Genomic DNA, 26,016 nt, shown 5'->3' with positions numbered 1-26,016 from the left:
GCGCTGACCGAGGCCCGGCTCCACGGACGCCTGTCCTCCTCGATCACCGCCGATAGCGTCGGGTTGGTTCATCTACTCGCCCCGACCGGCAGCACCTCCGTGCTCTCGTCGATCGCCGGAGGACGGAGCTCGACTCGTCGCAGCAACTGAGCGTTGAGGGCGACGACGATCGTCGACACGCTCATCAGCACAGCAGCAGCCGCGGGCGGCATGCTGATCCCAGCCCAGTGGAGCGCGCCGGCAGCGATCGGGATTGCGAGCACGTTGTAGCCCGCCGCCCACCACAGGTTCTGCATACTCTTGCGGTAGGCGGCCTTCGAGAGCCGAATGATGCCTGCCACCGCCCTGGGATCCGAGCTGGCCAGGATCAGCCCGGCAGACTCGATGGCGACATCGGTGCCAGCACCGATGGCGATCCCGACATCGGCCCGGGCCAGTGCCGGGGCGTCGTTGACACCGTCGCCGACCATGGCCACCTTCAAGCCACGGGCCTGCAGCTCGGCGACCTTGGCGTCCTTCTCCTCGGGCAGGACCTCCGCCATCACCTCGTCGATCCCGAGGTCGTTGCCGACCGCCTCGGCGACCTGGCGCGCGTCGCCGGTGATCATCATCACCTGTCGGCCCATTTGGTGGAGCTCACGGACGGCGTCGCGGGCCTCGGGGCGCACCTCGTCCTCGAGTGCGATGCCCCCGATGATCGTGTCGCGCCGCACAAGGTACAGCACCGCGGCACCGCGGTCCTTCCAGCCCTGGGACCACTCGGAGAGGTCCGCGGGTTCGGCCAGGGCACGTTCCCGCAGCAGCGCCGGTCCGCCGACCGCGTAGGCGTCGCCGTCGACAGTGGCCTCGACCCCACGGCCGGTGATCGATCGGAACTCGGTGGCCGGGGCCACGTCGCCGCGTTGTTTCGCCGCATCGACAATTGCCCGCGCCAGGGGATGCTCGCTGTCGGACTCGACCCCTCCGGCCAGGCGGAGCACCTCATCCACGCTGATGTTGCCGGCACCGCGGGCGCCAACCACGTTGTGCTGTCCCTTCGTGAGGGTGCCCGTCTTGTCGAACAGGATCGCGTCGACAGTGCGGCTCTGCTCCAGGGCCAGCCGGTCCTTGATCAGGATGCCGTTACGGGCTGCGACGGCCGAGGAGATCGAGGTCGTCAACGGGATGGCCAAGCCGAGGGCGTGCGGACATGAGATCACCAACACTGTGACGACCCGGGTGACGGCCTCGTCGCTATCACCGAGCAGGAACCACACCACGGCGGTAATGGCAGCCACTCCGGTGGCCACGTAGAACAACAGGGCGGCTGCCCGGTCGGCCAGCACCTGCGTGCGGGACTGCGAGGCCTGCGCCTCCGCGACCAGTCGCTGGATCCCAGCCAGCGTCGTGTCCTCACCCACCGCGTCGACCCGAACCCGGATCGCCGAGTCGGTCGACACGGTGCCGGCCACCACCCGGTCCCCGACGTCCTTGGCGACCGGCTTCGATTCGCCGGTGATCATCGCCTCGTTGAGCTCAGCGGACCCCTCGACGATCTCACCGTCTGCGGGCACCCGGGCACCGGAGCGGACCAGCACGACGTCACCGGCCAGCAGGTCCTCGATCGCCACGGACTCGATCGATCCGTCCGGTCCCACTCGTTCGGCCTCGTCGGGAAGCAGCTCGGCCAGCGCGGCGACCGCGTCCTGAGCCTGGCCAAGCGCCCTCATCTCCTGCCAGTGGCCGAGCAGCATGATCGTCACCAGCGCGGCAAGCTCCCACCAGAAGTCCAGGTCGAACCAGCCCAGCGAGGTCGCCATCGACGCCACGTAGGCGACGATGATCGCCATGGAGATCAACAACATCATCCCTGGCTTGCGTTCCTTGAGCTCGCGCCAGCCGCCCTCCAGGAACGGCCAACCACCCCAGAAGAAGATCACCGACCCCAGGACCGGACCCACCAACTTCACGCCGGGGAACTCGAGGTCGTAGCCGAACCAGTCCATGACCATGCCACTGGTCGCCACCACCGGCAGGGTCAGCAGGAGACTCCACCAGAACCGACGACGAAACTGCTCGGTGTCGTGCCCGGCGTGCTTGCCGCCATGGGAGTGCTGCCCCTGGCCATCTCCGGCATCTCGACTGCCGCCACGGCGAGCGCCGCCGTGACCGGCATGACCGTGTTCTACACCGTCGGCGTGGTCGCTGGAGAACGGGTGCCCATCGCCAACGCCGGCAGCGTCGTTCCTGGGGTGGTTGAGGTGAGCTGGATCGTGTGCCATAGGCCCTCCAAGATCTCCATTCATCGTGCCCGACTCGCCGTCTCGGCGCCAGCCAGGGTCATATCGAACAATGTGGTAGTCAAGTCCGCCGAGTAACGCCAGGTCTGAACCTCATGCACGGGATTGACCCGTACCTGGGGAGCCGCGCGTCGTCCGCTACCCGTCCCCTGCAACCGCGTCTATTCAGGACTGGGCCCGGCGACCGGGGAGCCATACGCGTCGTGTTTCCCGCCGGCGGCCGAGGTTCTCCTTGGGGGGCCGTGGTACTCACCTGACGGGGTGACGACGGTCCCGGCTTCGCCTCGCAGCATCGCCGGCGCGTCCTCGAGCCGGCCGATGGCGCCGAGGTCGCCGGTGAGTTCGACGAACCGGCAGACCGCGTCGACCTTGGGACCCATCGACCCGGCCGGGAAGTCCATGCGACGCAGCGACCCCGGCGTGGCACGTTGGATCAATCTCGCCTCGGGGGTACCGAAGTTCTCCTGGACGCCGGGGACGTCGGTGAGCACCAGCAATGCGTCCGCCTCGAGCGCCTCGGCAAGTACGGCGGAGGTCATGTCCTTGTCCACGACCGCCTCGATGCCTTCGAGCTCGCCACGATCGTTGCGGATCACCGGCACCCCGCCGCCTCCGGCGCAGATCACGATGGCACCGCTGGTCAGCAGTAGCCGGATCAGGCGGGTCTCGACGACCCGCTCGGGTCGGGGTGAGCCGACCACCCGGCGCCAGTGGGTTCCGTCGGGCTTGACCGTCCAGCCGCGGTCCTTCGCGAGGCGCTGGGCCTCCTCCTCGTCGTAGACCTCGCCCACGAACTTGGTGGGGTTGTCCAGAGCGGGGTCGTCGGCGCGGACCAGTGTCTGGTTGATGATCGCCGCGACCTGTCGGCCCGGGCTGGCGTTCTGCATCGACTGCAGCAGCCAGTAGCCGATCATCCCCTGCGTCTGGGCACCGAGCACATCGAAGGGGTACGGCGTGGTCAGGTGCGGGTCGGAGGCCGATTGCAGGGCCAGGATCCCGACCTGCGGTCCGTTGCCATGGGTGATCACCAACTCGTGGTCGCGCCCGAGCGGCGCGAGCGCCTCGATGGCCCGTTTCGCGTTCTCCTCCTGGACCTCGGCGTCCGGGCTCTGCCCACGCTGAAGCAGGGCGTTGCCGCCCAGGGCTACCACGATGCGCACGTCAGTCCCCCAGGGTAGCCACGAGGATGGCCTTGATGGTGTGCAGCCGGTTCTCCGCCTGGTCGAACACCACGGAGTGGTCGGATTCGAAGACCTCGTCGGTCACCTCTAAGCCGTCCATCCCGGTCTTCTCGAAGATCTCCTGGCCCACGACCGTGTTGCGGTCGTGGAAGGCCGGCAGACAGTGCAGGAACTTCACTGCCGGGTTCCCGGTGCGCTCCAGCATCTCCTGGTTGACCTGATAGGGCCGAAGCAGGGCGATCCGTTCGTCCCACACCTCGTGGGGCTCACCCATGGAGACCCAGACGTCGGTGTAGAGGAAGTCCACTCCCTTGACACCTTCGGCGACATCGTCGGTCAGCAGGAGCCGGGCACCGGTGCGCTCGGCGATGGTGCGCGCCTGGCCGACCGTGGCATCACTGTTCCATAGCTCCTTGGGAGCGACGATCCGCACGTCCATGCCCATCATGGCGCCGGCGATCAGCAGCGAGTTGCCCACGTTGTTGCGGGCGTCACCGCAGTAGGCGAAGGCGATCTCGTGATCATGCTTCGAGCTGTGCTCGCGCATCGTGAGCATGTCGCACAGCGACTGGGTCGGGTGCCACTGGTCGGTCAGGCCATTCCACACCGGGACGCCGGCCTTGGCGGCGAGCTCCTCCACGTTGCTGTGGGTCGAGCCGCGGTACTCGATGCCGTCGAACATCCGGCCCAGCACCCGGGCTGTGTCGGCGATGGACTCCTTGTGGCCGAGCTGGGAACCTGAGGGGTCCAGGTAGGTGATCCGCGCGCCCTGGTCGTAGGCGGCGACCTCGAAGGCGCAGCGGGTGCGCGTGGAGGTCTTCTCGAAGATCAAGGCGATCTCCTTGCCGTTCAGCCGTGGGACCTCGGTGCCGGCGTACTTGGCTGCCTTGAGGGTCGTCGAGAGGTCGAGCAGGTGCTTCCACTCGGTCGGGGTGAAGTCGAGCTCCTTGAGGAAGTGGCGGCTGCGCAGCGTCCGTGACATCAGCTCAGATCCCGTCTCTCTCGATCGGACACGTCATGCATCGCGGTCCGCCGCGGCCGCGGCCGAGCTCGTCGCCCTCGATGGTGATCACCTCGATGCCGTTCTTGCGCAGGTGCGTATTGGTGGTGACATTGCGTTCGTAGCCGACCACGACGCCGGGCCGGACGGCGAGCACGTTGCAGGCGTCGTCCCACTGCTCACGCTCGGCGGCACGGATGTCCTGGGCCGGGGTGAGCACGTTGATCCGGTCCAGCTCGAGGGCGTCGGCGATCGCCATGTGCATGTCCTCGGGCGGGTGCGCGGCGACCTTCAGCTCCTTCTCGGTGTCACCCGGCTCGACCGTGTAGGCGGGCAGCATCGGCATGCCGGCGTACTGAGTGAAGGTGTCCTCGTTGAGCATGGTCATCACCGTGTCCAGGTGCATGAACGCCCGCTTCTGCGGCATCGCGAGAGCCACGACCTTCTCTGCAGCGCCTTCGGCGAACAGCTTGCTGGCCAGGCGTTCGACGCCCTGCGGGCTGGTCCGCTCGCTCATCCCGACCAGCACCGCGCCCCTGCCGAGGACCAGGATGTCGCCGCCCTCGGTGGTCGCCGATCCGTCGGAGCGACCCTCGCCCCAGATCTTGAAGTCCTCGTCAGCAAAGTGTGGGTGCCAGCGGTAGATGGCCTCGTAGTGCACGGTCTCGCGGCCACGGGCCCGCTTGCGCATGGAGTTGATCGATACGCCGTTGTAGACCCACGCCGAGGTGTCCCGGGTGAAGATGTGGTTGGGCAGCGGGGCGAGCAGGATGTCGTCCAGGTCCAAGGCGGCGATCACGACGGACCCGGGCTCCTCGATCCGCTCCAGCAGCTCCCGCTTGGTCATCCCGCCGATCAGGAACCGGGTGGCCTCCTCGCTGGGCATCGCATCGAAGGTGTTGCGCACGGAGTCGATGGCCATCGGGCCGTAGACGCGCTCGTCGAAGCTGCCGTCGAGGACGAACTTCCGCGCCTCGGGGATCTCGATCACCTCGCGCAGCAGCTGGTCGAAGTAGTGCACCTCGACGCCGCTCTCGCGCAGCGCTTCGGCGAAGCCGTCGTGCTCCTTCTTGGCCTCCTTGACCCACAAGACGTCGTCGAACAAGAACTCCTGCATGTTCGACGGCGTCAGGCGACTCAGCTCCAGATCTGGTCGATGCACGATCGCCTGGCGCAGCCGGCCGACCTCTGAATCCACGTGGAGCGGCATTTAGTCCTCCCTAGGTCCATGACGAACCTCCATGCAAGCACACGCGACACCCGAGCGAGTAGGGGGTGACATCCCGTCCGGATGAATGCTGCATGAACCGCCGGAAGACACCTGAGGTTCCGCGGCGGTTCTGGTAGGCGGGGATCGTCAGTGCGGTAGACCTGATCCCGAAGCGACGGCAAGATGCGCGCTACGTCACCGATTCCGAACTTGGGAGTACGCATGAGCTCCTCGTCAGCCGGCACCACCAACCAGCAGGCCCAGCCAGGCACTGCCAAGTGGCGCTTCCCGAGCGCGTTCACGGTCTTGTTTGTCGTGACCCTCGTGGTGTGGTTGCTCGCCTTCATCATCCCCACCGGGGCCTACCAGGTCGACGAGGACGGTCGTCCGATCCCGGGGAGCTACGAGTCGACCGGTACCGAGTTTGGTCTCTGGGATCGGTTCATGGAGCTGTTCCTCGCCCCGGTCAACGGCCTCTACGGTGTCCAGAACGCCGAGAGCGGGGTCATCGGCCCGTACGAGACCGGCGAGCTGTTCGGCGCCGCCGGGGTCTTCTTGTTCGTGCTGGCGATCGGCATCTTCATCACCATGGCGATGCAGACCGGCGCCATCCAGGCCGGAGTCGCGCGCATCGCCAAGCGATACAGCCACCGCGGCGCCGTGGTCGTTGCGCTGCTGATGGTGGTCTTCTCCATCGCCGGGACCACCGAGGGCATGGCTGAGGAGACGCTCGGCTTCTACGCCCTGGTGGTCCCGCTCATGCTGAGCCTGGGCTACGACCGGATGGTCGCCGCAGCGACGATCCTGGTCGGCGCGACCATCGGGGTGCTCGCCTCCACGGTCAACCCGTTCGCAACCGGGGTCGCCTCTGATGCCGCCGAGGTTTCCATCGGCGACGGCATCGTTTTCCGGCTCATCATGTACCTGCTCCTGGTCCCGGTCGGCGTCTGGTACGTGCTCCGCTACGCCCGCAAGGTCAAGGCCGACCCCGCCACCTCGAAGACGACCCCGGCTCCGGGCGACGCCGAGATCGCCCGCACAGGGATCGGCGAGGTCGAGCCGCTCACCGGCAAGCACAAGACCGTGCTCGCCATCGTCGCGCTCACCTTCGTCTTCATGATCTTCTCCCTGGTGCCCTGGGCCCAGATCATCGAGGGCACCGACGCGGACAGCTACCCCTGGCAGCTCGACTGGTACTTCCCCGAGCTCGCGGCGCTGTTCCTCGCGATGTCAGTGGTCGTCGGACTCATCGGCGGGCTCGGCGAGCAGGGCATCACCGACTCCCTGGTCAAGGGCGCCGGAGAGTTCATCGGCGTCGGTCTGATCATCGTGCTGGCCCGGGGGGTCACCGTGATCATGAACAACGCCGAGATCACCGACACCGTCCTGAACTCCATGGAAAGCCTCGTCAGCGACACCTCCTCCTGGGTGTTTGGGCCATTGATGTTCCTGGTCAACATCCCGCTCGCCTTCCTGGTCCCCTCCACATCCGGGCACGCCGCCCTCGCCATCCCCATCTTGGCCCCGCTCGGTGACTTCGCCGGCGTCTCCCGGGCGATGGTGATCACCGCCTACCAGTCCGCCTCCGGACTGGTGAACCTGATCACCCCCACCTCCGCAGTGGTCATGGGTGGCATCGCGCTGGCGAAGGTCCGCTACGACCAGTGGCTGCGGTTCGTCGCGCCGCTCCTCGGGATCCTATTCGTCGGCTGCCTGGTGCTGATCGGAATCGGCTCGGCCATCAGCTGACGGGCCATCGACACGCGCCCGGCTCGCGCCACTGCTAACAAGACCGGGCCGCGGGCGCCATCGATGGCAAACGAGATGCGCTGCAGACAAGGGACCAAGTCCGGCGGGATGTCTCGCTACAACAAGTCTTCGGCGGGCCAGACGGATGTAGGAAGGCGGCCCAACTACTTCACCCTCCTTCGGACAACATCAAACCTTCACCATATTCGCACTGGGCTTCCACCAGGCTCGTGCAGGTTAGGAGTGAAGGAACCTGGCGCATCCAGCCCCGGCTCCTGATCGTGGAGGAGGCAGACGATGTTGGAGTTTCTGAGTAGCAACTGGGTGTGGATCCTGCTTGTCGCCGGAATGCTATTCATGCACCTTGGCCACGGCCACGGCCACGGACACAGCGGGCACAGGGGCTGTGGGGGTCACCAGCACTCGGAGAACCGGCATCCCCCGACGGCCGAACGCTCGACCGGCGATCGCCCGCCCGATCCGCATGAACACCCGAGCTCCGGCCGACACCACTGAGCGAACCCACCCCGGCGACTCCCCAGGGCCACCGGAGCGTCGTCGGCCAGCTCACTCCAGCGGCGGCAAGCCATCGATCGGAGACCCCATGGCGGGTTGATCGGAGATCCCGTTGATCGGAGATCCCATGGTGAACCGTGCCGTTGTCTGACCCGAGCCGTACCCCCCGAAGGACTGCTTCATGGACCCGAATCTCGACGTACTTGCCTAACGCGTTACCCGCGACCCAGTCGATCCGGGGGAATGATCGTGGGCGAACACAAGAACGAGCTGGCACGGTGCTGGCGGCGGCATCGATCGCCTTGGCGGTGCCCAAACGACGTTTCGACGCGCTCACTGGCGTAGGTGCTGCGGACCCGCATCCGGCCCTCATCTGTTGCGCACAAAATCCGCATCGCTACCCCTGGCCGGGTAGCCGCACCGTGAACGTGGCCCCGAGTCCGGGCCCGGCGCTGGTCACCGAGATCCCACCGCCATGTGCCTCGACGAGGGCGCGGGCGATGGCCAGACCGATGCCCGAGCCGCCATGGCCCCGGTCGCGGGCGGTGTCGGCACGGTAGAACCGGTCGAACAGGTGCGGCAGGTGCTCCGCGTCCACCCCCTGGCCGGTGTCGGCGACGCGATACTCCACCCAGTGGTCGATCCGGCGGCAGGCCAGGGTCACGGTCCCACCCGCGGGAGTGTGGCGCAGGGCGTTGTCGAGCAGGTTGCCGAGCACCTGGCCGAAGCGGTCGGCGTCGACGCGGACCTGGCCGGCATCGTCGAGCTCGGTGCGCAGGTCGACCCCCTTGGCGGCGTACCGGTCGCGGGCGACGTCGGCGGCCGCAGCAGCCACGTCAGCGGCGGCCACCGGTCGCAGCGTCACGTCGATCCCCTCCTCTGCCTGGGAGACGGCGGACATGTCCTCGGCGAGGCGCCGCAGGCGGCCCGTCGAGCCGCGGATCACCCCGAGCGTGTCGTCGTCCAGGGCTCGGACGCCGTCCTCGACGGCCTCCAGGTGCGCGTCGATCGTGGCCAGGGGCGTGCGCATCTCGTGGGCCAGGTCGGCCAGCATGCTGCGTCGAGTCGACTCGATTGCTGCGAGTCTCTCCGCGAGGCGGTTGTAGGTCAGTGCGAGGGAGGCGAACTCGCCGCCCAGGCCCGGGTCGGGCACCCGGGTGTCGTACCGTCCGGCGGCGATGTCCGCTGCGGCGGCGGCCACGTCGCCGATCGAGCGCTGCACCCGGCGGCTGAAGTACCACGAGACCGCCAGCGCCGCGAGGACCGATGCAAGCAGCGCCAGAGAGACCGAAAGGACCAGCGCCGAGGAGAAGGCCTCCTCGACGTGACGAGTCTCCTCGGCGGTGTGGGTGTCGCCGGCCTGCTGGAGGTGGTCGCTGAAGATGCTGGGTCCGACGACGGAGGCGACCAGCCAGGTGGTCAGGGCGCCGGCCACCAGCACCAGGGCCTGGGCGACCAGGAGCCGAGCGGCGAACCGCGGCCGGGCACGGACCGTGTCCGCCAGGAGTGCGGGGCTGGTCACTGCCCTGGGCCCATCCGGTAGCCGACGCCACGGACGGTCCGGATGAACCGCGCCTGGGTGGCGTCGTCGTCCAGCTTGCGGCGCAGGTGGCCGACGTGCACGTCGACCAGGTGCTCGTCACCAACCCACGAGGGTCCCCAGACGGCGTCGATGAGCTGCCGCCGACTGAACGCCATCCTGGGCCGCTCGGACAGGGCGGCGAGGAGGTCGAACTCGGTGCGCGTCAGCGCGACTGGTTCGTCCTCGAGCCATACGTCGCGTCCCAACGGATCGATGACCAGGGCACCGAAGGTGCGGGCGCCTTCCAAGTCATCGGACGAGGTTCCCAGGGGACGGGGCCTGCGGAGCATGGCTTGGATCCGGGCCATCAGGATCCGGGGGCTGAACGGCTTGGTCAGGTAGTCATCGGCCCCCACCGAGAGCCCGATGAGCGTGTCGACCTCTTCGCTGCGTGCGGTCAGCATCACCACGTAGGCATCAGAGAAGGTGCGCAGCTGCCGACAGACCTCCACCCCGTCCAGGCTGGGCAGGCCCAAGTCCAGCACCACCACGTCCGGGTCGACGGCGCGGGCGGCCTCCACCGCCTCGAGCCCGTCATGAACCACCGCGACCTCGAAGCCGTCGCGCTCGAGGTAGCTGCCGATGAGTCCGGCCAGTTGCGTCTCGTCCTCGACCACCATCGCCCGGAGCCCGGTGCGGGGGCGACCACCCGCGGCACCCGTTGCCGGTGAGCCGGCCTTTTCGTTCATGACGTCCTCGCCCATACCCGCCATGATCGCAAGTCCGCTGCGCGGCAAGCCGTAGGTCAGCACCTGCGAGGGCGGGTTCTTCAGCGAACCTTCACATGAACGCGACCCAGACGCAGTGGTGCCCGGGCGATCGTGGCAGGCACCAAGCCGAGCAAAGGAGCTGAGGACGATGATGGGCTGGTACCACGACGGCATGGGTTGGGGCGGTTGGATCGTCATGACCCTGGCCATGGTCGCGTTCTGGGCGCTGGTGGTCTTCGCCGTTCTCACGCTGTTCCGCACGGAGCGCCCCGGTGAGTCCACCCCGGACCGCCGCGACCCGATGCAGATCCTCGACGAGCGGTTCGCCCGCGGCGAGATCGACGAGGACGAGTACCGCGCCCGCAGCAGTGTGCTGCGTGCCTCGGTGCACTAGCACGCTCGCACCGCGCGCCTCGCACATCTCGCCCTCGCCGAACCTGAGTCAGGAGCCCCACTTGTCCGAGATCACTCGTCGCGCCGTCCTTCGCGGAGCCGCCGGACTCGCAGGTGTGGCCACCCTCGGAGGCCTTGCCTCCTGCAGCCGGTCAACGGAGACCGCGGTCGGTTCCGCCGCCGACGCGGTCGCAGCGGCGGAGGCGGCGCGCCGGAAGCCCGGAGGTCGACTCGTCACCGCCCGACTCACCCCGCAGCCGGTGACCCTCGACCTGGGTGGCCGGACCGTGAGCACGTGGGCCTACGGCGACACCGCACCGGGGCCGCTGCTCCGCGTCGACGCCGGCGACGTGCTCCGCGTCGATGTCGACAACCAGCTCCCCGCCGCCACCAGCGTGCACTGGCACGGCCTGGCGCTACGCAACGACATGGACGGCGTGCCCGGCATGACACAGGACCCGATCCCCGCCGGAGGGACGTTCCGGTACGAGTTCACTGCCCCTCACCCGGGCACGTACTTCTACCACCCGCACTCCGGAGTCCAGCTGGACCGTGGCCTGTACGGCGTCCTGGTCGTCGACGACCCCCACGAGCCGGGACGCTACGACGCCGAGTGGATCGTGGTCCTGGACGACTGGGTCGACGGGACCGGTCGCACCCCGGACCAGATCCTCGCCGACCTGCAGGAAGGCGGCGACGACTCCATGGGAGACATGCATGACATGGGCGGCATGGAGGGGATGGACCACGGCTCGATGGGCGGGTCGATGGGTGGGATGCACGGCATCGAAGGCATGCAGTCGCCTCTGCTGGGTGGTGCCGGAGACATCGTCTATCCGCACTACCTGCTCAACGGCCGGACTACCGAGGATCCGGTTACGCTGTCGGCGAAGCCGGGTCAACGCGTTCGGATCCGCTTCGTCAACGCCGGCTCGGATACGGCGTTCCGGGTCGCCGTCGGTGGGCACCGCATGACCGTCACGCACAGCGACGGCTTCCCCGTCGTGCCGGTGCCCACCGACGCGCTGCTGATCGGGATGGGCGAGCGCTTCGACGCCACGGTCACTATCGGGGAGGGCGTGTACCCGCTGGTCGCCACCGCCGAAGGCAAACAGGGCCAGGCGCTCGCCGTGATCCGAACCGGCGCCGGTCGCCCACCCACTGGCGACGTCAAGGTCCGCGAGCCGGCCCGCCAAGTGCTGCTCGGGACCGTCCTGTCGGCGGCAGAGTCGGTCCGCCTGGACCCGCGGTCGGCCGACAGAAGCCACGACCTCGTGCTGGGCGGCAGCATGGCGCCCTACCGCTGGACCATCAACGGCAAGACCTTCCCCGACACCGACCCGTTGCAGCTCACCCAGGGGGAGCGGGTCCGGCTGCGGTTCGTCAACCACTCGATGATGTTCCACCCCATGCACGTGCACGGCCACACCTTCGCCCTGACGAACAGCGGAGCCCGCAAGGACACCGTCATCGTGCGCCCCATGGCGACCCTCGACGTCGACCTCGACGCCGACAACCCCGGCCAGTGGGCGACCCACTGCCACAACATCTACCACGCCGAGACCGGCATGATGACCACGCTCTCCTACCAGGGCCAGGAGTAACGATGTCCGAACAGCACTTCCAGTCTGAGGCCGAGGCCGTGCGGCCCGAGACGCTTGACGCCGCCGATCCTGACCAGCGCCGAGGTGTCCTCGCCACCGCGTGGAACGCGCTGACCGCCCTGGTGGGCGGCATCATGGGCCTGCTCCCCCACCTGCTGCACCACGTCGGGATCCTCGGCGGAGCGGTGCTGGTGACCGGCGCGACCGGCAATGTGCTGTTCGCCGTACTGGGACTGGTCTTCTCCCTGCCTCTGCTCCGCCGCCTCTACCGGCGCTTCGGCACCTGGAAGGCCCCCGTTCTTGCCTTGGGTGTCTTCGCGCTGATGTTCTCCCTGTCAGCCTTCGTCATCGGCCCCGCCATCAGCAACGACGATCCGAACCCGGACCGGGACCGGACCCCCGTGCAGACCCCGGACCCTGAGGAACACGAGGGCCACCACGGTGGCTGACCACGTCGACCGCGCACCTTCAACGAACCTTCACACGAAGGGCGCGGTCACCTTCACCCGTCAGCGGGACGCTGAGAGTGCACCAAAGGACCACGGTCCGCGACGAAGTTGGAGGACGTCATGAGCAGCCGTTGGAGCATCAACATCACCCCCGCCGAACGCGTCGCTCGCGTCGTGATCGGCGGCCTCGCTGCGATCGCCGGCGCGTTCTTGCTGGGCGGCGCCGGATCGACCCTGGCGGTCGTCCTCGAGCTGCTGCTGGTGCTGGCCGGCCTCGACCTGGTCATCACCGGGGCACTCGGACACTGCCCCCTCTACGCCAGGCTCCGCCACGTGCCCGCATCCCTGAAGGACAGGACGTCATGAGCACGCCGAACGGCATGGACCGAGAACCCCTCCGCAGTCCTCAGCAATGGACCCACCCGGGGTCGCCTGCGACCACTGAGCCCCACCGCGCCGGGCAGGAGCCCGACGGCGGTGCTCACGGGGCGCACGGTGGTCACGGGTTGATGATGATCGTCTGCTGCATCCCGATGCTCGCCATCGCCGGACTGCTCTTCCTCACCGGCGTAGCAGGTTCCGGCATCATCGTCTCCGCCCTGCTGTGCACCGCGATGATGGCGGCCATGATGTTCGCCATGCCCGGCGGGCACGCCGGTCACGGCCACAAGTAGCACGAGCATCGAGCCACGCTCGGCATAGGGATGTGAGCCGACATGAACGGTCGCAGTGGAACCTCGGTCCCGGTCACCCGCCGTTTTCTCACCACGCGTCCGGTCCGCACCGCTGCCGGAGCCGCCGGGATCGGGCTCGCCCTCATGCTGATGCTGCTGCTGGCCGGACTCTGGGTCGGCGTCCAGGACCGCGTCACTACCTATGACGACCACCTCGGTGCCGACCTGGTCGTGGTGCCCGCCGGAACGCGGAACCTCTTCGCCGACCCCGGCGCTCTGCCGGCGCCGGCCGTGGACGCCATCGCCCAGGCCCCGGGCGTGACACGAGCCGCGCCGCTGCGCACCATGTATCAGATCCTCGAGCTGTCGCACGGCAAGGCTGCCGTGGCCGCGGTCGCCTACGAACCCGGCAGCGGACTCGGTGGCCCCTGGGCCTTCACCGATGGCCGTGCCCCCGAAGCCCCCGACGAGGTGGCCATCGATGCCTTGTGGGCCGAACAACACGACTTCGCCATCGGCGATCAGCTGCCCATTCTCGGACACCCGATGCGGGTGGTCGGCCTCACCGGCGACACCGCACTGTTCATGACCCCGCTGCTGTTCACCACCACGGCCGGGATGGACCAGATGCTGCGGGCTACCGGCACCACCGGAGCGGTGCTGGTCACGACCGCGGACCCCGATGCCGTAGCAGCGCAGCTGCGTGACGAGGGGTACACCGTGCGCACTCCTGCCGAACTGCGGGAGGCATCGTTGCGGCTGGCGACCGACATCTACGGCTCGCCGGTACGGCTCATGGTGGGCGTGGCCTTCGCAGCCGGCACCCTGATCGTCGCGCTCGTGGCCTACACCCGGGTCACCGAACAACAGCGGGACCTGGGCGTCCTCAAGGCCCTCGGCGCCACCCCCGGACGGCTTCGCCGAATCGCGGTGACCGAGACCGTGGCCCTGACGGTGCTCGGCACGCTCGCCGCGATCGTCCTGCTGATCATCACCCGGGAAGTCCTCGCCTGGTGGCGACCCGCATTCCCGGTGCTGCTCACCCCCGGCACCATCGCCCAGACCGCCGCCGCAGCGGCCACGATGGCACTACTCGCCGCATGGCTACCGGCACGCCGACTCAACCGGCTCGACGCGGCCTCCGCATTCCGGAGCGGACGATGACCACCACCACGCAACCAACTCCGCCGCAATCCGATCACCCACGACGCGCCCTCGCGACAGGAGCCGTGCCCGTGGGGCGCCGCTTCCTGTTCGCCGACCGCCGCCGCGCCACGCTGACCGTCCTCGGCGTGGCCGCCTCCCTGCTACTGGTCCTCGTCCTCGGCGGCATCTTCGCCGGAGCCGTCGACCGCGTCACCTACTACATCCGCACCTCCCCGGCCGACGTGTTCGTTTCCCAGGACGGGGTGCGCACCATGCACATGTCTGCCTCGTCGCTACCCGGGGACACCCCCGAGCGCATAGCCGACATACCGGGAGTTGCCTGGGCCTCGCCGATCGCGTTCGCCTCCGGCTCGGTGGCCGGACCACAGGGTCGGCAGCTGTCCTACCTCATCGGCTACGACACCCGCACCGGCCGGGGAGGCCCCACACGCCTCGTGGCCGGCCGCACACCCGCCGTCGGCGAAGCCGTCCTGGACGAGCAGGCAGCCAAACAACTTGGAGTCCAGCTCGGCGACCGGTTCACGGTCATGGGCACGTCCCTGCGCGCTGTCGGGTTCTCCACCGGCGGCAGCAGCATCACCAACACCACCGTCTTCGTCGAGCTCAGCGAGTTCGGCCGGATCCACGACGACCGCGTTTCGTACGTGCTCACCGGGCTGGACCCAGGCGCCGACCCAGAAGCGGTCACGGACCGGATCGAGGCCGAAATCGGTGGCGTCACGGCCCAGACCCGCGAGCAGCTCGCCGACTCCGAAGCCCGCATCGTCACCGACATGAGCGCCGACCTGCTCCGGCTGATGTCCTCCATCGGCCTCGTCATCGCGCTCGCCGTCATCGCCCTGGGACTGATGACCGCCACCTTGAACAGGCTGCGAGACTTCGCCGTCCTCAAGGCCCTCGGCGCCCGCACACCTCGGCTCGCGGCAGCGGTGGCGATGCAGGTGCTGCTCACCGTCGTACTCGCCTCCACCGTCGCCACCACAGCCGCGCTGGCGCTGGCCTGGTTGCTGCCACTCGCCGCCCCAGCGGTCCAGATCTCCATCACCACCGCCGCCGTCGCACAGACCACCACCACAGCGCTCCTTGTCGGCCTCATCGCCGCCCTGTGGCCGCTGCGCCGCATTGCCGCGCTCGACGCGGCAACCGCCTTCCGGGAGACACGATGAATACCAACGCCCCCACCACCGCCGGTACCGCCCCGGTCCCCGACCCAGTGCCCCGGTCACCGGGCGACAACACGCCCCACGGGGAATCGACCAGGCCCGGGGTGCTCACCGTTCGAGGGCTCACGAAGACGTACGGGGCAGGCGACACAACCGTGGATGCCGTGCGAGCAGTCGACCTCGACCTCGCCGCCGGCGAAGTGCTCCTCGTGATGGGACCGTCCGGATCGGGCAAGACCACCTTGCTGCTCATGCTCGGCGCACTGCTGCGTCCGAGCGCAGGCTCCATCACCATCACCGGCCGTGACGGCGTCGACGTGGACATCGCCGCGGCGCGTGAGAAGGAGCTCCCTGTGCTGCGGTCGCGCACCTTCGGGTTCATCTTCCAGGACTACGCCCTGCTCGACGCACTCACCGCCACCGAGAACATCGCAGTTGCCGCCAATCTCGCCGGCACCACTGGTCCAGCTGCACACGAGCGCGCCCGCGAGCTGCTCGAGCGCGTCGGCCTTGCCCGCCGGGCAGCGGCGCGGCCCTCCCAGATGTCCGGCGGCGAACAACAGCGCGTCGCAGTCGCACGCGCGCTCGCCAATGACCCACCCGTTCTGCTCGCGGACGAACCCACCGCCAACCTCGACGCCTCCCGCGGCCGAGACCTCGCCCGGCTGCTGCGCCAGCTCGCCGACGAGGACGGCCGCTCGATCGTCATCGTGAGCCACGACGATCGACTCCGAGAGATCGCCGACCGCGTGCTCTGGATGGAAGACGGGCAATTCCGCCACGTCGCCGCACTTGCCGTCGATCCCGTCTGCCGCATGCAGGTCGAGCCGAACGGACCCCACGCCAACTGGCGCGGCGAGCAGTGGTGGTTCTGCTCTGACGCCTGCCGACGGGAATTTCTCACCCAGCCCGAGCGATTCACCCCACGGCCGGCCTCCAACTAGGCCGTGCTGCCGCAGGGTCGGCAGTCGTCATCAGTCGACATGCGCCCGGAACCGGAACGCGTCCCTTCGAGTGTCGATCTCAACGTGATCGAACCCGGCAACTTCCAGCCGTGCCGGCAGTGCCTCCGGGTCGACCAAGGTGCAGGTGTCGCCGACATGCGCCAGCGCGAACAGGGGACCCCACCGGCTGTCCGAGCCCGCAAACAGACCACTCGGGCGCAAGACCCGGGCGGCCTCGGCGCACAAGCGATCCTGCGCCGCGGCCGAGGGCAGATGATGCAACATCGTGAAGCAGACCACCGCATCAAACGATCCAGACTCAAATGGGAGCGCCGTCGCGTCACCACGTCGCACGACCACCCCCGGGTGCCCTCGGGCGAGCGCCGAGGCATCGGCCTCGTCGTACTCCAGGCACGTCAGCGATCCCACGCGCGACACCAGCCAGTCTGTGGTCAGTCCCGGACCCGGCCCCAGCTCCAGGACAGCCGCCCGCTCGAGGGAGATGCCGTCCAACGCCCACGGCAGCAGCGCTCTCACATGAGCGCGCCAAGGCCGGGATCGGCAATAGAGGCGATGGATCAGGTTCACCGTCGAGTCCTTCCTTCATGCACGCGGGTGGCGTCCCACCTCGATCTGACTATGCGGATCGGCCACTGTCCAGCCACGTGATCGGCCTTCATCGGTTCTTCACCGAAACCACCGGCGATCCGTCCGGGTCAAGCGGCGAAGGTGATGGCGCGGTCCCCACCAGGCCGACTTCGTCTATACGAAAGGCTCGCCCATGAGCTCAACATCCGACACCGGTCCCGATGCGGCTTCTGCGCAGCTCCCGAAGGATCGGCACGAGTGGAGCCGGCGCATGCGCGTCGTTGCTCTCTCCGCCGGCGCGTTGACCGTGCTCGCCGTGGCGGGTGGCCTGGCGGTGCTCAACGGCAATGACGACCGCGCCGACGAGGACCCGACGGCGGCCACTCTCGCCGGCCACCGCGGCAGGGTGGAGGGCACCGTCTGGATCGCCAACGAGGGCGGCGGATCGCTCACGGCGATCGACGCCGCCACCAACCGGATCGTGACCACCGTCGCCGGCGTCGAAGGGCCACACAACGTCCAAGTGTCTCCCGACGGCGCTTCGGTGTGGACGGTGAGTGGCCACGACGGATACGCCGCCATGCTGTCCGCCGAAAGCCTGGACCTGCACGGCGTGGTTCCGACCGGCTCCGCGCCAGCCCATGTCGTGGTCTCCCCGGACGGGGCCACCGCGTACACCACCAACGGCGCAGACGACACCGTCTCCGTCATCGACACCTCCACCATGAAGGCCACCGACACCATCAAGGTGGGCCAGGGCCCGCACGGCCTCCGACCCAGCCCGGACGGCCGCTGGCTCGTCGTGGCGAACGTCGCCGACACCACGCTCAGCGTCATCGACACCCGGACCAACCAGCTGGTCACAGACATCGACGTGGGGAAGGCCCCCGCGCAAGTCGCCTTCTCCCCCGACGGCCGGTTCGTGTACGCCTCCCTAAACGGCGAGGACGCCGTCGCCAAGGTCGACATGACGTCGCGCAAGCTGGTCGGCACGGTCGCAGTCGGAGACGGCCCCATCCAGACCTATGTCAGCGGCGACAACCGCTATCTCCTCGTCGCCAACCAGGGCACCGAAGACTCGCCCGGGACCACCGTCTCGGTGATCGACATCAAGACGTTCACCGTGACCGCAACCGTCGAGACCGGACAGGGCTCCCACGGCGTCGTCGTCGACCCCTCGAGCCAGCACGCCTACGTCACCAACATCTACGGCGACGACGTCGCCGTCCTGGACCTCCAGGAGCTCGAGGTCGTGGCCCGGATCCCCGTCGGAGACAAGCCCAACGGCGTGAGCTTCTCCCCGCTCCCGAACGACGCCGAAGACGGCAGCGTCACGCTCGACCTCCCCACGGATCCCGAAGCGCCCGCAGACAAGATCGAAAACGGTCACGAAGACGGTCACCGTTTGGAGGCGCATCAGCTCGCCCAGCTGAGTAGATCCGGCGGTCCTTCCAGGACGCGCTCGACGCTGACGCTCCAGATCCAGTCAACGTGAGCGGTGGGCGCCGCGGTCGGGGAGGACAGGTCGATCATCGGTGATTCCATCCTTGATTCGACGTCGTCGAGTGGACCTAGGAACTCTCAGCAGCGTAGGGGCGTACCGGCGCGAGTCCGGGTTATCCACAGGGCCTCCGGTGGGCTCCTCAACGCCGAGGGGCGGCGGCCGGGGCCGGCGGTCCCCCGATGTGGGTCTGCGCGGAGCGCACCGGAGCCGGGAAGGGCTCGTCGACCTGTGCGGCTGCGGCCATCGTCGAGTGGGCGTGGGTGGTGAGATCGGTGATGACCTCTTGGGCGCTGGTGACCATGCTGGCCTGGCCCAGCCGGATCAGCTGGTTCACTCCGGCCGAGGCGGCGCTGGTGACTGGGCCTGGGACGCCCATGACGGGCCGGTGCAGGGCACCGGTCCAGTGCGCGGTGGTGAGGGCGCCGCTGCGGAAGGCTCCCTCGACGACCACCGTGCCTTCGGCGAGGCTGGCGACGATCCGGTTTCTCGCGAGGAACCGGGCGCGGGTGGGCGCGGTGCCGGGTGGCGCTTCGGCGACGACGAGGCCGCGATCGGGGACCGCCTCGAGCAGCTGGGCGTGCGCGGCCGGGTAGGGCCGGTCGGCCCCGCACGGCATCACAGCGATGGTCGGGCCGCCGGCGAGGAGGGCGCCGCGGTGGGCGGCCTGGTCGACACCGTAGGCGAGTCCGCTGACGACGGTGTGGCCCATGGCCGCGAGGTCCCGGCTCAGCTCGTTGGCTTGATGCGTTCCGTAGTCCGTCGCGGCGCGCGACCCCACCACGGCCACGGCGTTGGCTGCGAGCTGGTGGAGGTCAGCCCCTCCCCTGACCCACAGTCCGACGGGTTCGCCGCCGCGGTCGTGCAGCGCGCCGGCGCCGCGCAGGCCCGCGAGCTGGTCGGGCCACTCGGTATCACCGGGGATGACGAACCGGATGCCGCGGCCGGCGGCCTGCTCGAGGACCTTGCCGGGATCGACGTGGGCGAGCTCCTGGCCGATGGTGAAGCCCCAGTGGTTCTCCACATCGCCGGCGGCCTCGAGGTAGTCGAGGACCTTGCCGGCACCGAGCTCGCTGACCAGGCCGGTGACGCGCAGGTCGCCGGGCTCGATGACGCTGCTCAGCTTGACGCGGGCCAGCCGGTCGGCGACGTCGGCGGGCGGGGTGCTCATTCCGGGCCTCCCCACAGCAGGTCGAGGTCGGGTTCGTGGATGACGTCGAGGCGCTTGTCGGCCGCGTAGGCCGCGGGGTCGGGTACGACCAGGCGCCGCAGCTGACGCTCGGTGGTGCTGTGCTGCACCGGGGTGTCGTCGTGGTTCATCGCGGTGGTCCTCCTCAGCGGCCCGGGGCCGGACGGTCGGTGATGGGCTGCGCGCCCGGGATGTCGCGCTGCTGGCCGGGTGGCTTCGGGACGTAGGACTCGTCCAGCTCGGCGGTGAGACCACGCATCTGCGTCTGGTACCGCTCCCACTCGCGGGGGTGGATGCCGTTCTGCAGCGCCGAGGCGACGATGGCGGCCATGGAGTAGGGCCGGTCGGCGGGCACCTGGTCGAGGGCGCACCAGGCCTTGGCCCCGTCACCGTGCAGCCAGCTGGCGAAGCCGAGCATGGAGGCCGGCGCCGCGCGGACCTCGTCCGGCGCGCGGCGGGTGAGGTCGGTCCAGATGGCCGTGTGGGAGGTGGAGTTCTCGCGACTCATGTCCTCCCAGAGCGCGTCGCGGGTGCTGATCGTCTCCAGGGCCACCAGCATTCGTGCGCCGTCGATGTCGGAGAGCCGGTTGCCGTCGGCGTGGAACTGCTCGAGCCGGTCCAGTGCCCAGTCCCGCTCGAGGGCGGGAGTGCTGGCCGCGGCCGCAGCCCGGGCCGCGGGGAGCAGCTGGGCGATCGGCTCCCGGTCACCGACCATGGAGGCGGCCAGCGAGGCTCGACTGGCCGCCGGCTGGGCGGCGCCGGTCAGGACGGTGGCGGCCGCGATCCGCTCCGCGGTCGCCTCGGTCTGCAGCCCGGTCTGGCCCGTGTTGAACTCGCGCCACCGCTCGCCGTCGGCCCACAGCCGGATGTGGGTGGTGATGCCCACGGTCTCGAGGCGGTTGGACAGATGCTGGCTGGCCAGCTCGGCGCTGCGGCGGTCCTCGGTGAAGCAGAGGATCGCCAGGCGGGCTCCGGGGCGGGCGTGGCGGCCGTACGGGCCGCTCAGGGCGTCCCACACTTCCTCACGGTCGGCGGCCGTCTTCGGCAGGTCGACGCGGGTGATGGGGAGCCCTGGCCGGAAGGGCACGAGGACGATCGACTCCTCCGGTTTGAAGCCGAGGACGTGCGGCACCGCGGCCAGCAGCTCGTCTGGGGACTGAACGAGGAGATCCATCGGAGCGAGCCTCCTCAGCTGGCCTGGGCCGCGTGGGGGGCGCGCTCGATGCGCGCGGAGACGTACTTGAGCGACAGGCCGACCTCGCCGAAGCGGTTGTCGACGACCACGACGTCCTTGGTGCGCTTCTCGCCGGTCTCCTTGTCAGCCCAGGCCTCGGTGCGCTCGAGGCCGTGGACGAAGATCGGGTCGCCGGATCCGCAGCTGTCGTGCACGTGGGTGGCGGCCGAGCCGAAGATCTTGACGTTGTGGGCTGTGGGCTCGTCGTTGATCCACTCCCCCTGGTCGTTCTGGGTCCGGCGGTTGGCCAGGACCCGGCAGCTGACGAACGGCTTGTTCTCGCGGGTGTAGAGCAGCTCTGGCGCCTCGGCCAGGTTGCCGGCGAAGGTGACGGTGGTCGACATGACTTCCTCCTAGGTGACGGCGAGGACGAGTCCCCGCAGTCACCTAGGTCCCGTCGGGGTCCGGCAGCGATCACATCTGTCGAACTTGTTGCTCGAGCTCGCGTGCAGCCGGTCATCCCCACGGCGCACGGAAGCGCCCCGACCGGCTCTCGGGTACCGGGTCGGGGCGTTGGGAAGGACGCTAGACGCAGCCCCCGACACAACCCGGCCGGCGGGCAGCTGGCCTACCGTGCCGGCCGGCGCCGCGGCGGGCGGTTGCTGAGCTTCTGCGGCGGCGGGGGCAGGTCTCGGCCCAGCCGCCGGCGGGCCTCCTCGGCGGCCGCGATGACTGCCTCCTGGGCGAACGCGGAGCGGGCGAGCATCCGGCCGAGCTCCTGGCGGTCGGCCACGAGTGCGTCTTCGACCGCCTCGATGGTCGAGGCCGGCAGGTCGTGCTTCTTGTTGAAGCTCTTGCGAGTCACGCTGACCAGGGCGGGATGGTTCTCGCCGGCGGCCGCGAGCTCGGCCCGCTTCTGCGGTGAGCGCTTGGCGTGCACCTCGAGCGCCTGGGCGAGCCATCCGACGAAGGAGCCGGGCGAGTCGGCGTCGGTGTCCAGGTCGGCGATGTAGGCCGATCGGGCGAGGTCCCACACGCCGGGCTTCCAGTAGATCCCGACCGGGATCGTGGTCTGGCTCGTCACCGGATCACTCCCCTGGCCTCGGCCGTCGGCGTCGAGCTGCAGCGGCTAACACCAACGCCGCTGCATTCCCGGTCGGGGCCCTGCGCAGCCGTTCCCACCCTCGCTCGATTCCTTCCGTTCCAGCCAGCTACGAGGTGCAGCTGCGCCGCGCCGCCGCAGAGGAGTCCGCGCCCGGGGAGGCCGGGGTTATCCCCACCCTCACCGGGTGCCCACCTTTCCACAGGTGCGCCCTGTGGCCCGGTAGGCGTCGGTCCCCGCTGGGAGACTCACTCCTGTCAGTTCTTTCTATTCTACTCATGGAGGACAGCAGCATGACCGACACCATCCAGACCCCCGCCGACACCGCCGCCGACGAGGCCACCGAGGTCGTCCAGGCCGAGGAGTTCAAGTACCTCGACCCCGCCGACATCATCATCGGCACCAACGTCCGGACCGACCTGCGAGCCGACCACAAGGAGTTCCGCAAGTCGATCAAGGAGCGCGGCGTGCTGGAGGCCGTCACGGTCTACCGCAACGAGGACGGCCAGTACGTCCTGCTGCGTGGCCAGCGCCGCACCGTGACCGCCGCCGAGGTCGGCACCCCGACCGGGCTGATCCCGGCCCGTGTCGTGCCCCAGCCTGCCGACGCCGACCGGATCGGTGACCAGATGGTCGAGAACATCCACCGCGCCGGGATGCGCGAGGCCGAGATCGTCGCTGGCGTGGAGCAGCTGGCCCTGCTCGGCGTGAGCGCCGCGCAGATCGCCAAGCGCACCAGCATCGACCGCCCGACCGTGAACGCCGCCCTGGCGGTCACCAAGGCCGACCAGAGCCGCAACCGGCTCGACTCCGGCGATCTGACGTTGGAGGAGGCCGCGATCTTCGCCGAGTTCGAGCACGACCCCGAGGCCGTCGAGCGCCTGGAGAACGCCAAGCGGTGGCGGCGCTCGCTCGCCCACGAGGCTCAGCGGCTGCGCGACGAGGCCGCAGAGCGCGAGGCCGACGCCGCCGAGGTCGAGCGGTTGCGCGCCGAGGGTCTGCCGGTGCTGAGCGCCGAGGGGGTCGAGGAGGCCGACGAGGTGCTGCGCATCGAGCGGCTGGTCACCGAGGAGGGCGAGCCGCTGCCCGAGGAGGAGTGGCCCAACGTCCCGGGCGCTCGCGTCCACGTCGTCAAGGAGTGGGTCTACCCCGAGGACGAGTACGACGAGGAGAGCGAGGACGGTGACGAGTCGAAGGACGAGGACTACGAGCCCGCCGAGCCCTACCAGCAGTACGTGCCGGTGTGGGTCGTGACCGACCTCGCCGCCTCCGGCCTGTGCCGTCGCGGCGGCGGGTCCAGCAGCACCGCCAGCGCGGACGAGGGCGGCGGGAGCGAGGAGGAGGCCGAGGCCCGCCGCGAGGAGCGCCGCCGCGTGATCGCCAACAACAAGGCCTGGGCGAGCGCGGAGACGGTGCGCCGCGAGTGGCTGGCCACGTTCGTCGCCCGAAAGACCGCCCCGAAGGGTGCCGAGGCGCTGATCTGCGAGGCCGTCGTCACCGGCCACCACTCGCTGAGCAAGGCCATGGACCACCGGCACCCGATGCTGTTCACGCTGCTGGGCGTCGACCGTCCGACCGGCTACTACGGCGCGGGGCACGACGAGTGCCACAAGATCGCCACCAAGGCGAGCACGCCGAAGGCCGCGACCATGACCACGCTCGCCGCCGTCATCGCCGCGTGGGAGGCCACGACCGGCAAGCACTCGTGGCGCAACCCGACCGCGTGGGATGCCCGCGTGCTCGGCGCGCTCGTGGAGTGGGGCTACCAGCCCAGCGAGGTCGAGCGGATCCTGCTCGGCGAGGAGCCGCAGACGAGCACCGGCAGCGACGAGCAGGAGGACGAGGCCAGCGGCACCGAGGCCAGCGACAGCGCCGCCTGACCGGGCTCCCCACTCCCCCACCTGAGGGCGGTTCTTCCTGTGGAGAACCGCCCTCGGTGGAATAGAAACCATAGAATGAACTCAGTTCGTTTGATCCGCTACCGGGAGGACCCCGACATGTCACACGAGATCGAGACCCACGGCTCGCAGGCCGCAGCCGTCTTCGCCCGCAAGGACGCCTGGCACCGCCTGGGCACCACCGTCCGCGACCGCGCGTTCACCGCCGAGGAGGCCATGAGGCTCGGCCACCTGGGCGGCTGGGACGTCCGGAAGTTGCCGCTCACCACCGCCGAGGTCAGCGAGGGCGGCGTCACCGCGATCGAGGTCCCCGGCTTCGCCACGGTGCGCACCAACCCGTTCACCGGCGAGCCCGAGGCGCTCGGCGTCGTCGGCGGCGGCTACACCCCGCTGCAGAACGAGGACCACGCCGAGTTCCTGAACCTGCTGGCCGACGAGTCGGGCGCGATCTTCGACACCGCCGGGTCGCTGCGCGGCGGTCGGCAGATGTTCATCACGATGCAGCTGCCGAACTCGCTCATCGTCGGCGGCACCGACCGCGTCGACCTGAACATCGCCGCACTCAACAGCCACGACGGGTCCAGCGCGTTCCGCATCCTCGTGACCCCGGTCCGCGTCGTGTGCGCGAACACCCAGAGCGCGGCCCTGCGCAACCACGAGTCGTCGTTCTCGATCCGGCACACCCGCAACGCCAAGGCCGCCGTACAGGCCGCCCGCGACGCGCTCGGGCTGACCTTCACCTACGTCGACGCGTTCCAGGCCGAGGCCGAGCGGCTGATCCAGCAGTCCATGACCGATGCCGCGTTCGACGCCCTGATCGACGCCACGTTCGGCAAGGCCGAGGCCAGCGCGACCAAGCGAGTCCGCGAGACCGAGCGCCGTCGCCGCTCCCGGCTGCACTGGCTCTTCGCCGACGCCGAGACGCAGGCCGGCATCCGCGACACCGCGTGGGCCGGCTACCAGGCCGTGGCCGAGTACGTCGACCACTACGCCCCGGTCCGCACCACGGGCGACGAGCAGACCGCCCGGGCCACGCGGGTGCTCACCAGCGACGACCCCGACCGGATCAAGCGCCGCGCCTGGACCGCGCTCGCCCCGGCCTGACCGTCACCCCAGTTCCTCCGGTGGCGGGCCGAGTCCCCGAGCCCGGCCCGCCACCGGCCCAGCCGAACGAGGAGCCATGACCGACACCACCACTCACACCGACCTCGCCACCGAGCAGGTCCGCGCATGGGATCTCCGGCCCACCGACACCCTGGTCGACCCCGACACCGGCATCGCATTCCCCATCACCACCGTGAGGGTGGATGAGCCCGGACGCGCCGGACGCGAAGTCCACATCGCAGCCCCAGTCCTCGGCCCCCGCACCCTGCCGCTCAACCAGTTCGTCACCATCGCGAAGCGAGACACCACCCCGGCTGGCACCGCCGCCGACATCGCCGCCAACGCGGCCAAGGACCGGCACACCCTGAGCGAGACCACGTCGGACCTGATCGTCATCGAGCACCGGCTGCGCGACGTGCGCCGCTGGACTCCCGAGACCGCCCGCGCCCACCTGGACGCGGCCCTGTCCAGCGTCGCCACGGCACTGGACGCCCTGCACGCCGAGTACGCCACCCGCACCACCGAACAGGAGCAGTGATGACCGAGCAGACCCAGCCGGAGCCGACCGGCACCGTGATCAGCGAGCGCGACCAGCGCCGCATCCTCGCCGCCATGATGAAGATGCCGTACGCCGCCAGCAGCCGCGTCCCGAAGCCGTGGACCGCGATGGGCGAGACGGTCACCGCCGACGCCGTCGTGGCGTTCCTCGACGGCCTCGCCGAAGTCCTGACCGAGGTCTCGGCACCGAGAACGACCAGCACCGCCGACGCCTGTTCTCCCTCGAGGCCGACGTGCAGGCGTTCCGCCGCCTCATCGGCACCGCACCCGCCGAGGTGACC

27 protein-coding genes are annotated in these 26,016 nt (G+C 69.4%); 15 read left to right on the top strand and 12 right to left on the bottom strand.

What is annotated here, in order from left to right; genetic code table 11:
• Positions 1-68 precede the first annotated feature (68 nt).
• Complete coding sequence (locus JOE61_RS17145; RefSeq protein ID WP_307823076.1) at positions 69-2,006, bottom strand: heavy metal translocating P-type ATPase; 1,938 nt, start codon at positions 2,004-2,006, stop codon at positions 69-71.
• 57 nt (positions 2,007-2,063) lie between these two features.
• Between JOE61_RS17145 and JOE61_RS21820 the strand changes: the two genes are divergently transcribed.
• Complete coding sequence (locus JOE61_RS21820) at positions 2,064-2,357, top strand: hypothetical protein (RefSeq protein WP_227492319.1); 294 nt, start codon at positions 2,064-2,066, stop codon at positions 2,355-2,357.
• An 83-nt stretch (positions 2,358-2,440) separates the two neighbouring features.
• Here JOE61_RS21820 and JOE61_RS17140 read toward each other — a convergent pair whose 3' ends face one another.
• Genes JOE61_RS17140 through JOE61_RS17130 form a run of 3 tightly spaced genes read right to left on the bottom strand, consistent with a single transcriptional unit; the run spans position 2,441 to position 5,670 of the window.
• Positions 2,441-3,439, bottom strand: a complete 999-nt coding sequence (locus JOE61_RS17140; protein WP_193670829.1) for a carbamate kinase — start codon at positions 3,437-3,439, stop codon at positions 2,441-2,443.
• Between the two features lies 1 nt (position 3,440).
• Positions 3,441-4,442, bottom strand: a complete 1,002-nt coding sequence (gene argF / locus JOE61_RS17135) for an ornithine carbamoyltransferase (RefSeq protein ID WP_193670830.1) — start codon at positions 4,440-4,442, stop codon at positions 3,441-3,443.
• Positions 4,443-4,446: 4 nt separating this feature from the next.
• Positions 4,447-5,670, bottom strand: coding sequence for an arginine deiminase (locus JOE61_RS17130; RefSeq protein WP_193670831.1), 1,224 nt, complete (start codon positions 5,668-5,670; stop codon positions 4,447-4,449).
• Positions 5,671-5,892: 222 nt separating this feature from the next.
• On the opposite strand from JOE61_RS17130, the gene JOE61_RS17125 reads away from it, so the two are divergent.
• Complete coding sequence (locus JOE61_RS17125) at positions 5,893-7,419, top strand: YfcC family protein (RefSeq protein ID WP_193670832.1); 1,527 nt, start codon at positions 5,893-5,895, stop codon at positions 7,417-7,419.
• 913 nt (positions 7,420-8,332) lie between these two features.
• Here JOE61_RS17125 and JOE61_RS17120 read toward each other — a convergent pair.
• Entirely contained in the window at positions 8,333-9,457 is a 1,125-nt protein-coding gene (locus JOE61_RS17120) for a sensor histidine kinase (protein WP_307823075.1), read from the bottom strand.
• Positions 9,454-10,425: a response regulator gene (locus JOE61_RS17115; protein ID WP_443678576.1), complete on the bottom strand. Its 972-nt coding sequence runs from the start codon at positions 10,423-10,425 to the stop codon at positions 9,454-9,456. The genes JOE61_RS17120 and JOE61_RS17115 overlap by 4 nt, the downstream gene beginning before the upstream one ends.
• Here JOE61_RS17115 and JOE61_RS17110 point away from each other — a divergent pair.
• From JOE61_RS17110 to JOE61_RS17075, 8 genes are all read left to right on the top strand, one after another.
• Entirely contained in the window at positions 10,424-10,621 is a 198-nt protein-coding gene (locus JOE61_RS17110; protein ID WP_204797281.1) for an SHOCT domain-containing protein, read from the top strand. The two genes, JOE61_RS17115 and JOE61_RS17110, sit on opposite strands and share 2 nt — an antisense overlap.
• A 61-nt stretch (positions 10,622-10,682) precedes the next feature.
• Positions 10,683-12,224 (top strand): multicopper oxidase family protein, encoded by a 1,542-nt coding sequence (locus JOE61_RS17105; RefSeq protein WP_193670833.1) that lies wholly within the window; start codon positions 10,683-10,685, stop codon positions 12,222-12,224.
• Between the two features lie 2 nt (positions 12,225-12,226).
• A complete protein-coding gene (locus JOE61_RS17100; RefSeq protein ID WP_204797280.1) occupies positions 12,227-12,673 on the top strand; it encodes a hypothetical protein in 447 nt (148 codons plus the stop codon).
• Positions 12,674-12,793: 120 nt separating this feature from the next.
• Positions 12,794-13,039, top strand: a complete 246-nt coding sequence (locus JOE61_RS17095) for a YgaP-like transmembrane domain (RefSeq protein WP_193670834.1) — start codon at positions 12,794-12,796, stop codon at positions 13,037-13,039.
• A gap of 146 nt (positions 13,040-13,185) precedes the next feature.
• Positions 13,186-13,347 carry a hypothetical protein gene (locus tag JOE61_RS17090; protein ID WP_193670859.1) on the top strand — a complete coding sequence of 54 codons (162 nt, stop codon included), beginning with the start codon at positions 13,186-13,188 and terminating at the stop codon, positions 13,345-13,347.
• A 42-nt stretch (positions 13,348-13,389) separates the two neighbouring features.
• A complete protein-coding gene (locus tag JOE61_RS17085; RefSeq protein ID WP_194624583.1) occupies positions 13,390-14,511 on the top strand; it encodes an ABC transporter permease in 1,122 nt (373 codons plus the stop codon).
• A complete protein-coding gene (locus JOE61_RS17080; RefSeq protein ID WP_193670836.1) occupies positions 14,508-15,680 on the top strand; it encodes an ABC transporter permease in 1,173 nt (390 codons plus the stop codon). The genes JOE61_RS17085 and JOE61_RS17080 overlap by 4 nt, the downstream gene beginning before the upstream one ends.
• Positions 15,681-15,841: 161 nt before the next feature.
• Positions 15,842-16,621 (top strand): ATP-binding cassette domain-containing protein, encoded by a 780-nt coding sequence (locus tag JOE61_RS17075; RefSeq protein WP_307823074.1) that lies wholly within the window; start codon positions 15,842-15,844, stop codon positions 16,619-16,621.
• Between the two features lie 30 nt (positions 16,622-16,651).
• Here the strand turns inward: JOE61_RS17075 and JOE61_RS17070 are convergent, their stop codons facing one another.
• Positions 16,652-17,209, bottom strand: a complete 558-nt coding sequence (locus tag JOE61_RS17070) for a class I SAM-dependent methyltransferase (RefSeq protein WP_193670838.1) — start codon at positions 17,207-17,209, stop codon at positions 16,652-16,654.
• A 193-nt stretch (positions 17,210-17,402) separates the two neighbouring features.
• On the opposite strand from JOE61_RS17070, the gene JOE61_RS17065 reads away from it, so the two are divergent.
• A complete protein-coding gene (locus tag JOE61_RS17065) occupies positions 17,403-18,704 on the top strand; it encodes a YVTN family beta-propeller repeat protein (protein WP_204797279.1) in 1,302 nt (433 codons plus the stop codon).
• Between the two features lie 148 nt (positions 18,705-18,852).
• Here JOE61_RS17065 and dprA read toward each other — a convergent pair whose 3' ends face one another.
• The 5 genes from dprA to JOE61_RS17040 all read right to left on the bottom strand — a co-directional run bounded on the left by dprA (position 18,853) and on the right by JOE61_RS17040 (position 22,157).
• Positions 18,853-19,881: a DNA-processing protein DprA gene (dprA, locus tag JOE61_RS17060; RefSeq protein WP_193670839.1), complete on the bottom strand. Its 1,029-nt coding sequence runs from the start codon at positions 19,879-19,881 to the stop codon at positions 18,853-18,855.
• A complete protein-coding gene (locus tag JOE61_RS17055) occupies positions 19,878-20,030 on the bottom strand; it encodes a hypothetical protein (RefSeq protein ID WP_193670840.1) in 153 nt (50 codons plus the stop codon). Before JOE61_RS17055 ends, dprA begins: the two co-directional genes overlap by 4 nt.
• Positions 20,031-20,044: 14 nt before the next feature.
• Positions 20,045-21,073 (bottom strand): DUF4192 domain-containing protein, encoded by a 1,029-nt coding sequence (locus JOE61_RS17050; RefSeq protein WP_193670841.1) that lies wholly within the window; start codon positions 21,071-21,073, stop codon positions 20,045-20,047.
• 14 nt (positions 21,074-21,087) lie between these two features.
• Positions 21,088-21,477 (bottom strand): single-stranded DNA-binding protein, encoded by a 390-nt coding sequence (locus JOE61_RS17045; RefSeq protein WP_193670842.1) that lies wholly within the window; start codon positions 21,475-21,477, stop codon positions 21,088-21,090.
• 224 nt (positions 21,478-21,701) lie between these two features.
• Positions 21,702-22,157 carry a hypothetical protein gene (locus tag JOE61_RS17040; RefSeq protein WP_193670843.1) on the bottom strand — a complete coding sequence of 152 codons (456 nt, stop codon included), beginning with the start codon at positions 22,155-22,157 and terminating at the stop codon, positions 21,702-21,704.
• Between the two features lie 311 nt (positions 22,158-22,468).
• On the opposite strand from JOE61_RS17040, the gene JOE61_RS17035 reads away from it, so the two are divergent.
• The 4 genes from JOE61_RS17035 to JOE61_RS17020 all read left to right on the top strand — a co-directional run bounded on the left by JOE61_RS17035 (position 22,469) and on the right by JOE61_RS17020 (position 26,014).
• Positions 22,469-24,055 (top strand): ParB/RepB/Spo0J family partition protein, encoded by a 1,587-nt coding sequence (locus tag JOE61_RS17035; protein WP_193670844.1) that lies wholly within the window; start codon positions 22,469-22,471, stop codon positions 24,053-24,055.
• Between the two features lie 117 nt (positions 24,056-24,172).
• Complete coding sequence (locus JOE61_RS17030; protein ID WP_193670845.1) at positions 24,173-25,177, top strand: DUF932 domain-containing protein; 1,005 nt, start codon at positions 24,173-24,175, stop codon at positions 25,175-25,177.
• Positions 25,178-25,253: 76 nt separating this feature from the next.
• On the top strand, positions 25,254-25,715 hold the full coding sequence (locus JOE61_RS17025; RefSeq protein ID WP_193670846.1) for a hypothetical protein: 462 nt from the start codon (positions 25,254-25,256) through the stop codon (positions 25,713-25,715).
• Positions 25,715-26,014: a hypothetical protein gene (locus tag JOE61_RS17020; protein WP_193670847.1), complete on the top strand. Its 300-nt coding sequence runs from the start codon at positions 25,715-25,717 to the stop codon at positions 26,012-26,014. Before JOE61_RS17025 ends, JOE61_RS17020 begins: the two co-directional genes overlap by 1 nt.
• Positions 26,015-26,016 lie beyond the last annotated feature (2 nt).

The organism is Nocardioides salarius (assembly GCF_016907435.1).
In the GTDB taxonomy this organism is placed as follows: domain Bacteria; phylum Actinomycetota; class Actinomycetes; order Propionibacteriales; family Nocardioidaceae; genus Nocardioides; species Nocardioides salarius.
This window is presented reverse-complemented; position numbering and strand designations above follow the sequence as displayed.

Bases quoted from the DNA above. Each gene is read 5' to 3' on its own strand.
- dprA (WP_193670839.1), bottom strand. From the start codon at position 19,881: ATGAGCACCCCGCCCGCCGACGTCGCCGACCGGCTGGCCCGCGTCAAG.
- JOE61_RS17080 (WP_193670836.1), top strand. From the start codon at position 14,508: ATGACCACCACCACGCAACCAACTCCGCCGCAATCCGATCACCCACGA.
- argF (WP_193670830.1), bottom strand. From the start codon at position 4,442: ATGTCACGGACGCTGCGCAGCCGCCACTTCCTCAAGGAGCTCGACTTC.
- JOE61_RS17055 (WP_193670840.1), bottom strand. From the start codon at position 20,030: ATGAACCACGACGACACCCCGGTGCAGCACAGCACCACCGAGCGTCAG.
- JOE61_RS17035 (WP_193670844.1), top strand. From the start codon at position 22,469: ATGACCGACACCATCCAGACCCCCGCCGACACCGCCGCCGACGAGGCC.
- JOE61_RS17045 (WP_193670842.1), bottom strand. From the start codon at position 21,477: ATGTCGACCACCGTCACCTTCGCCGGCAACCTGGCCGAGGCGCCAGAG.
- JOE61_RS17090 (WP_193670859.1), top strand. From the start codon at position 13,186: ATGATCGTCTGCTGCATCCCGATGCTCGCCATCGCCGGACTGCTCTTC.
- JOE61_RS17085 (WP_194624583.1), top strand. From the start codon at position 13,390: ATGAACGGTCGCAGTGGAACCTCGGTCCCGGTCACCCGCCGTTTTCTC.
- JOE61_RS17130 (WP_193670831.1), bottom strand. From the start codon at position 5,670: ATGCCGCTCCACGTGGATTCAGAGGTCGGCCGGCTGCGCCAGGCGATC.
- JOE61_RS17125 (WP_193670832.1), top strand. From the start codon at position 5,893: ATGAGCTCCTCGTCAGCCGGCACCACCAACCAGCAGGCCCAGCCAGGC.
- JOE61_RS17100 (WP_204797280.1), top strand. From the start codon at position 12,227: ATGTCCGAACAGCACTTCCAGTCTGAGGCCGAGGCCGTGCGGCCCGAG.
- JOE61_RS17095 (WP_193670834.1), top strand. From the start codon at position 12,794: ATGAGCAGCCGTTGGAGCATCAACATCACCCCCGCCGAACGCGTCGCT.
- JOE61_RS17110 (WP_204797281.1), top strand. From the start codon at position 10,424: ATGACCCTGGCCATGGTCGCGTTCTGGGCGCTGGTGGTCTTCGCCGTT.
- JOE61_RS17020 (WP_193670847.1), top strand. From the start codon at position 25,715: ATGACCGAGCAGACCCAGCCGGAGCCGACCGGCACCGTGATCAGCGAG.
- JOE61_RS17025 (WP_193670846.1), top strand. From the start codon at position 25,254: ATGACCGACACCACCACTCACACCGACCTCGCCACCGAGCAGGTCCGC.
- JOE61_RS17115 (WP_443678576.1), bottom strand. From the start codon at position 10,425: ATGACGATCCAACCGCCCCAACCCATGCCGTCGTGGTACCAGCCCATC.
- JOE61_RS17050 (WP_193670841.1), bottom strand. From the start codon at position 21,073: ATGGATCTCCTCGTTCAGTCCCCAGACGAGCTGCTGGCCGCGGTGCCG.
- JOE61_RS17030 (WP_193670845.1), top strand. From the start codon at position 24,173: ATGTCACACGAGATCGAGACCCACGGCTCGCAGGCCGCAGCCGTCTTC.
- JOE61_RS17065 (WP_204797279.1), top strand. From the start codon at position 17,403: ATGAGCTCAACATCCGACACCGGTCCCGATGCGGCTTCTGCGCAGCTC.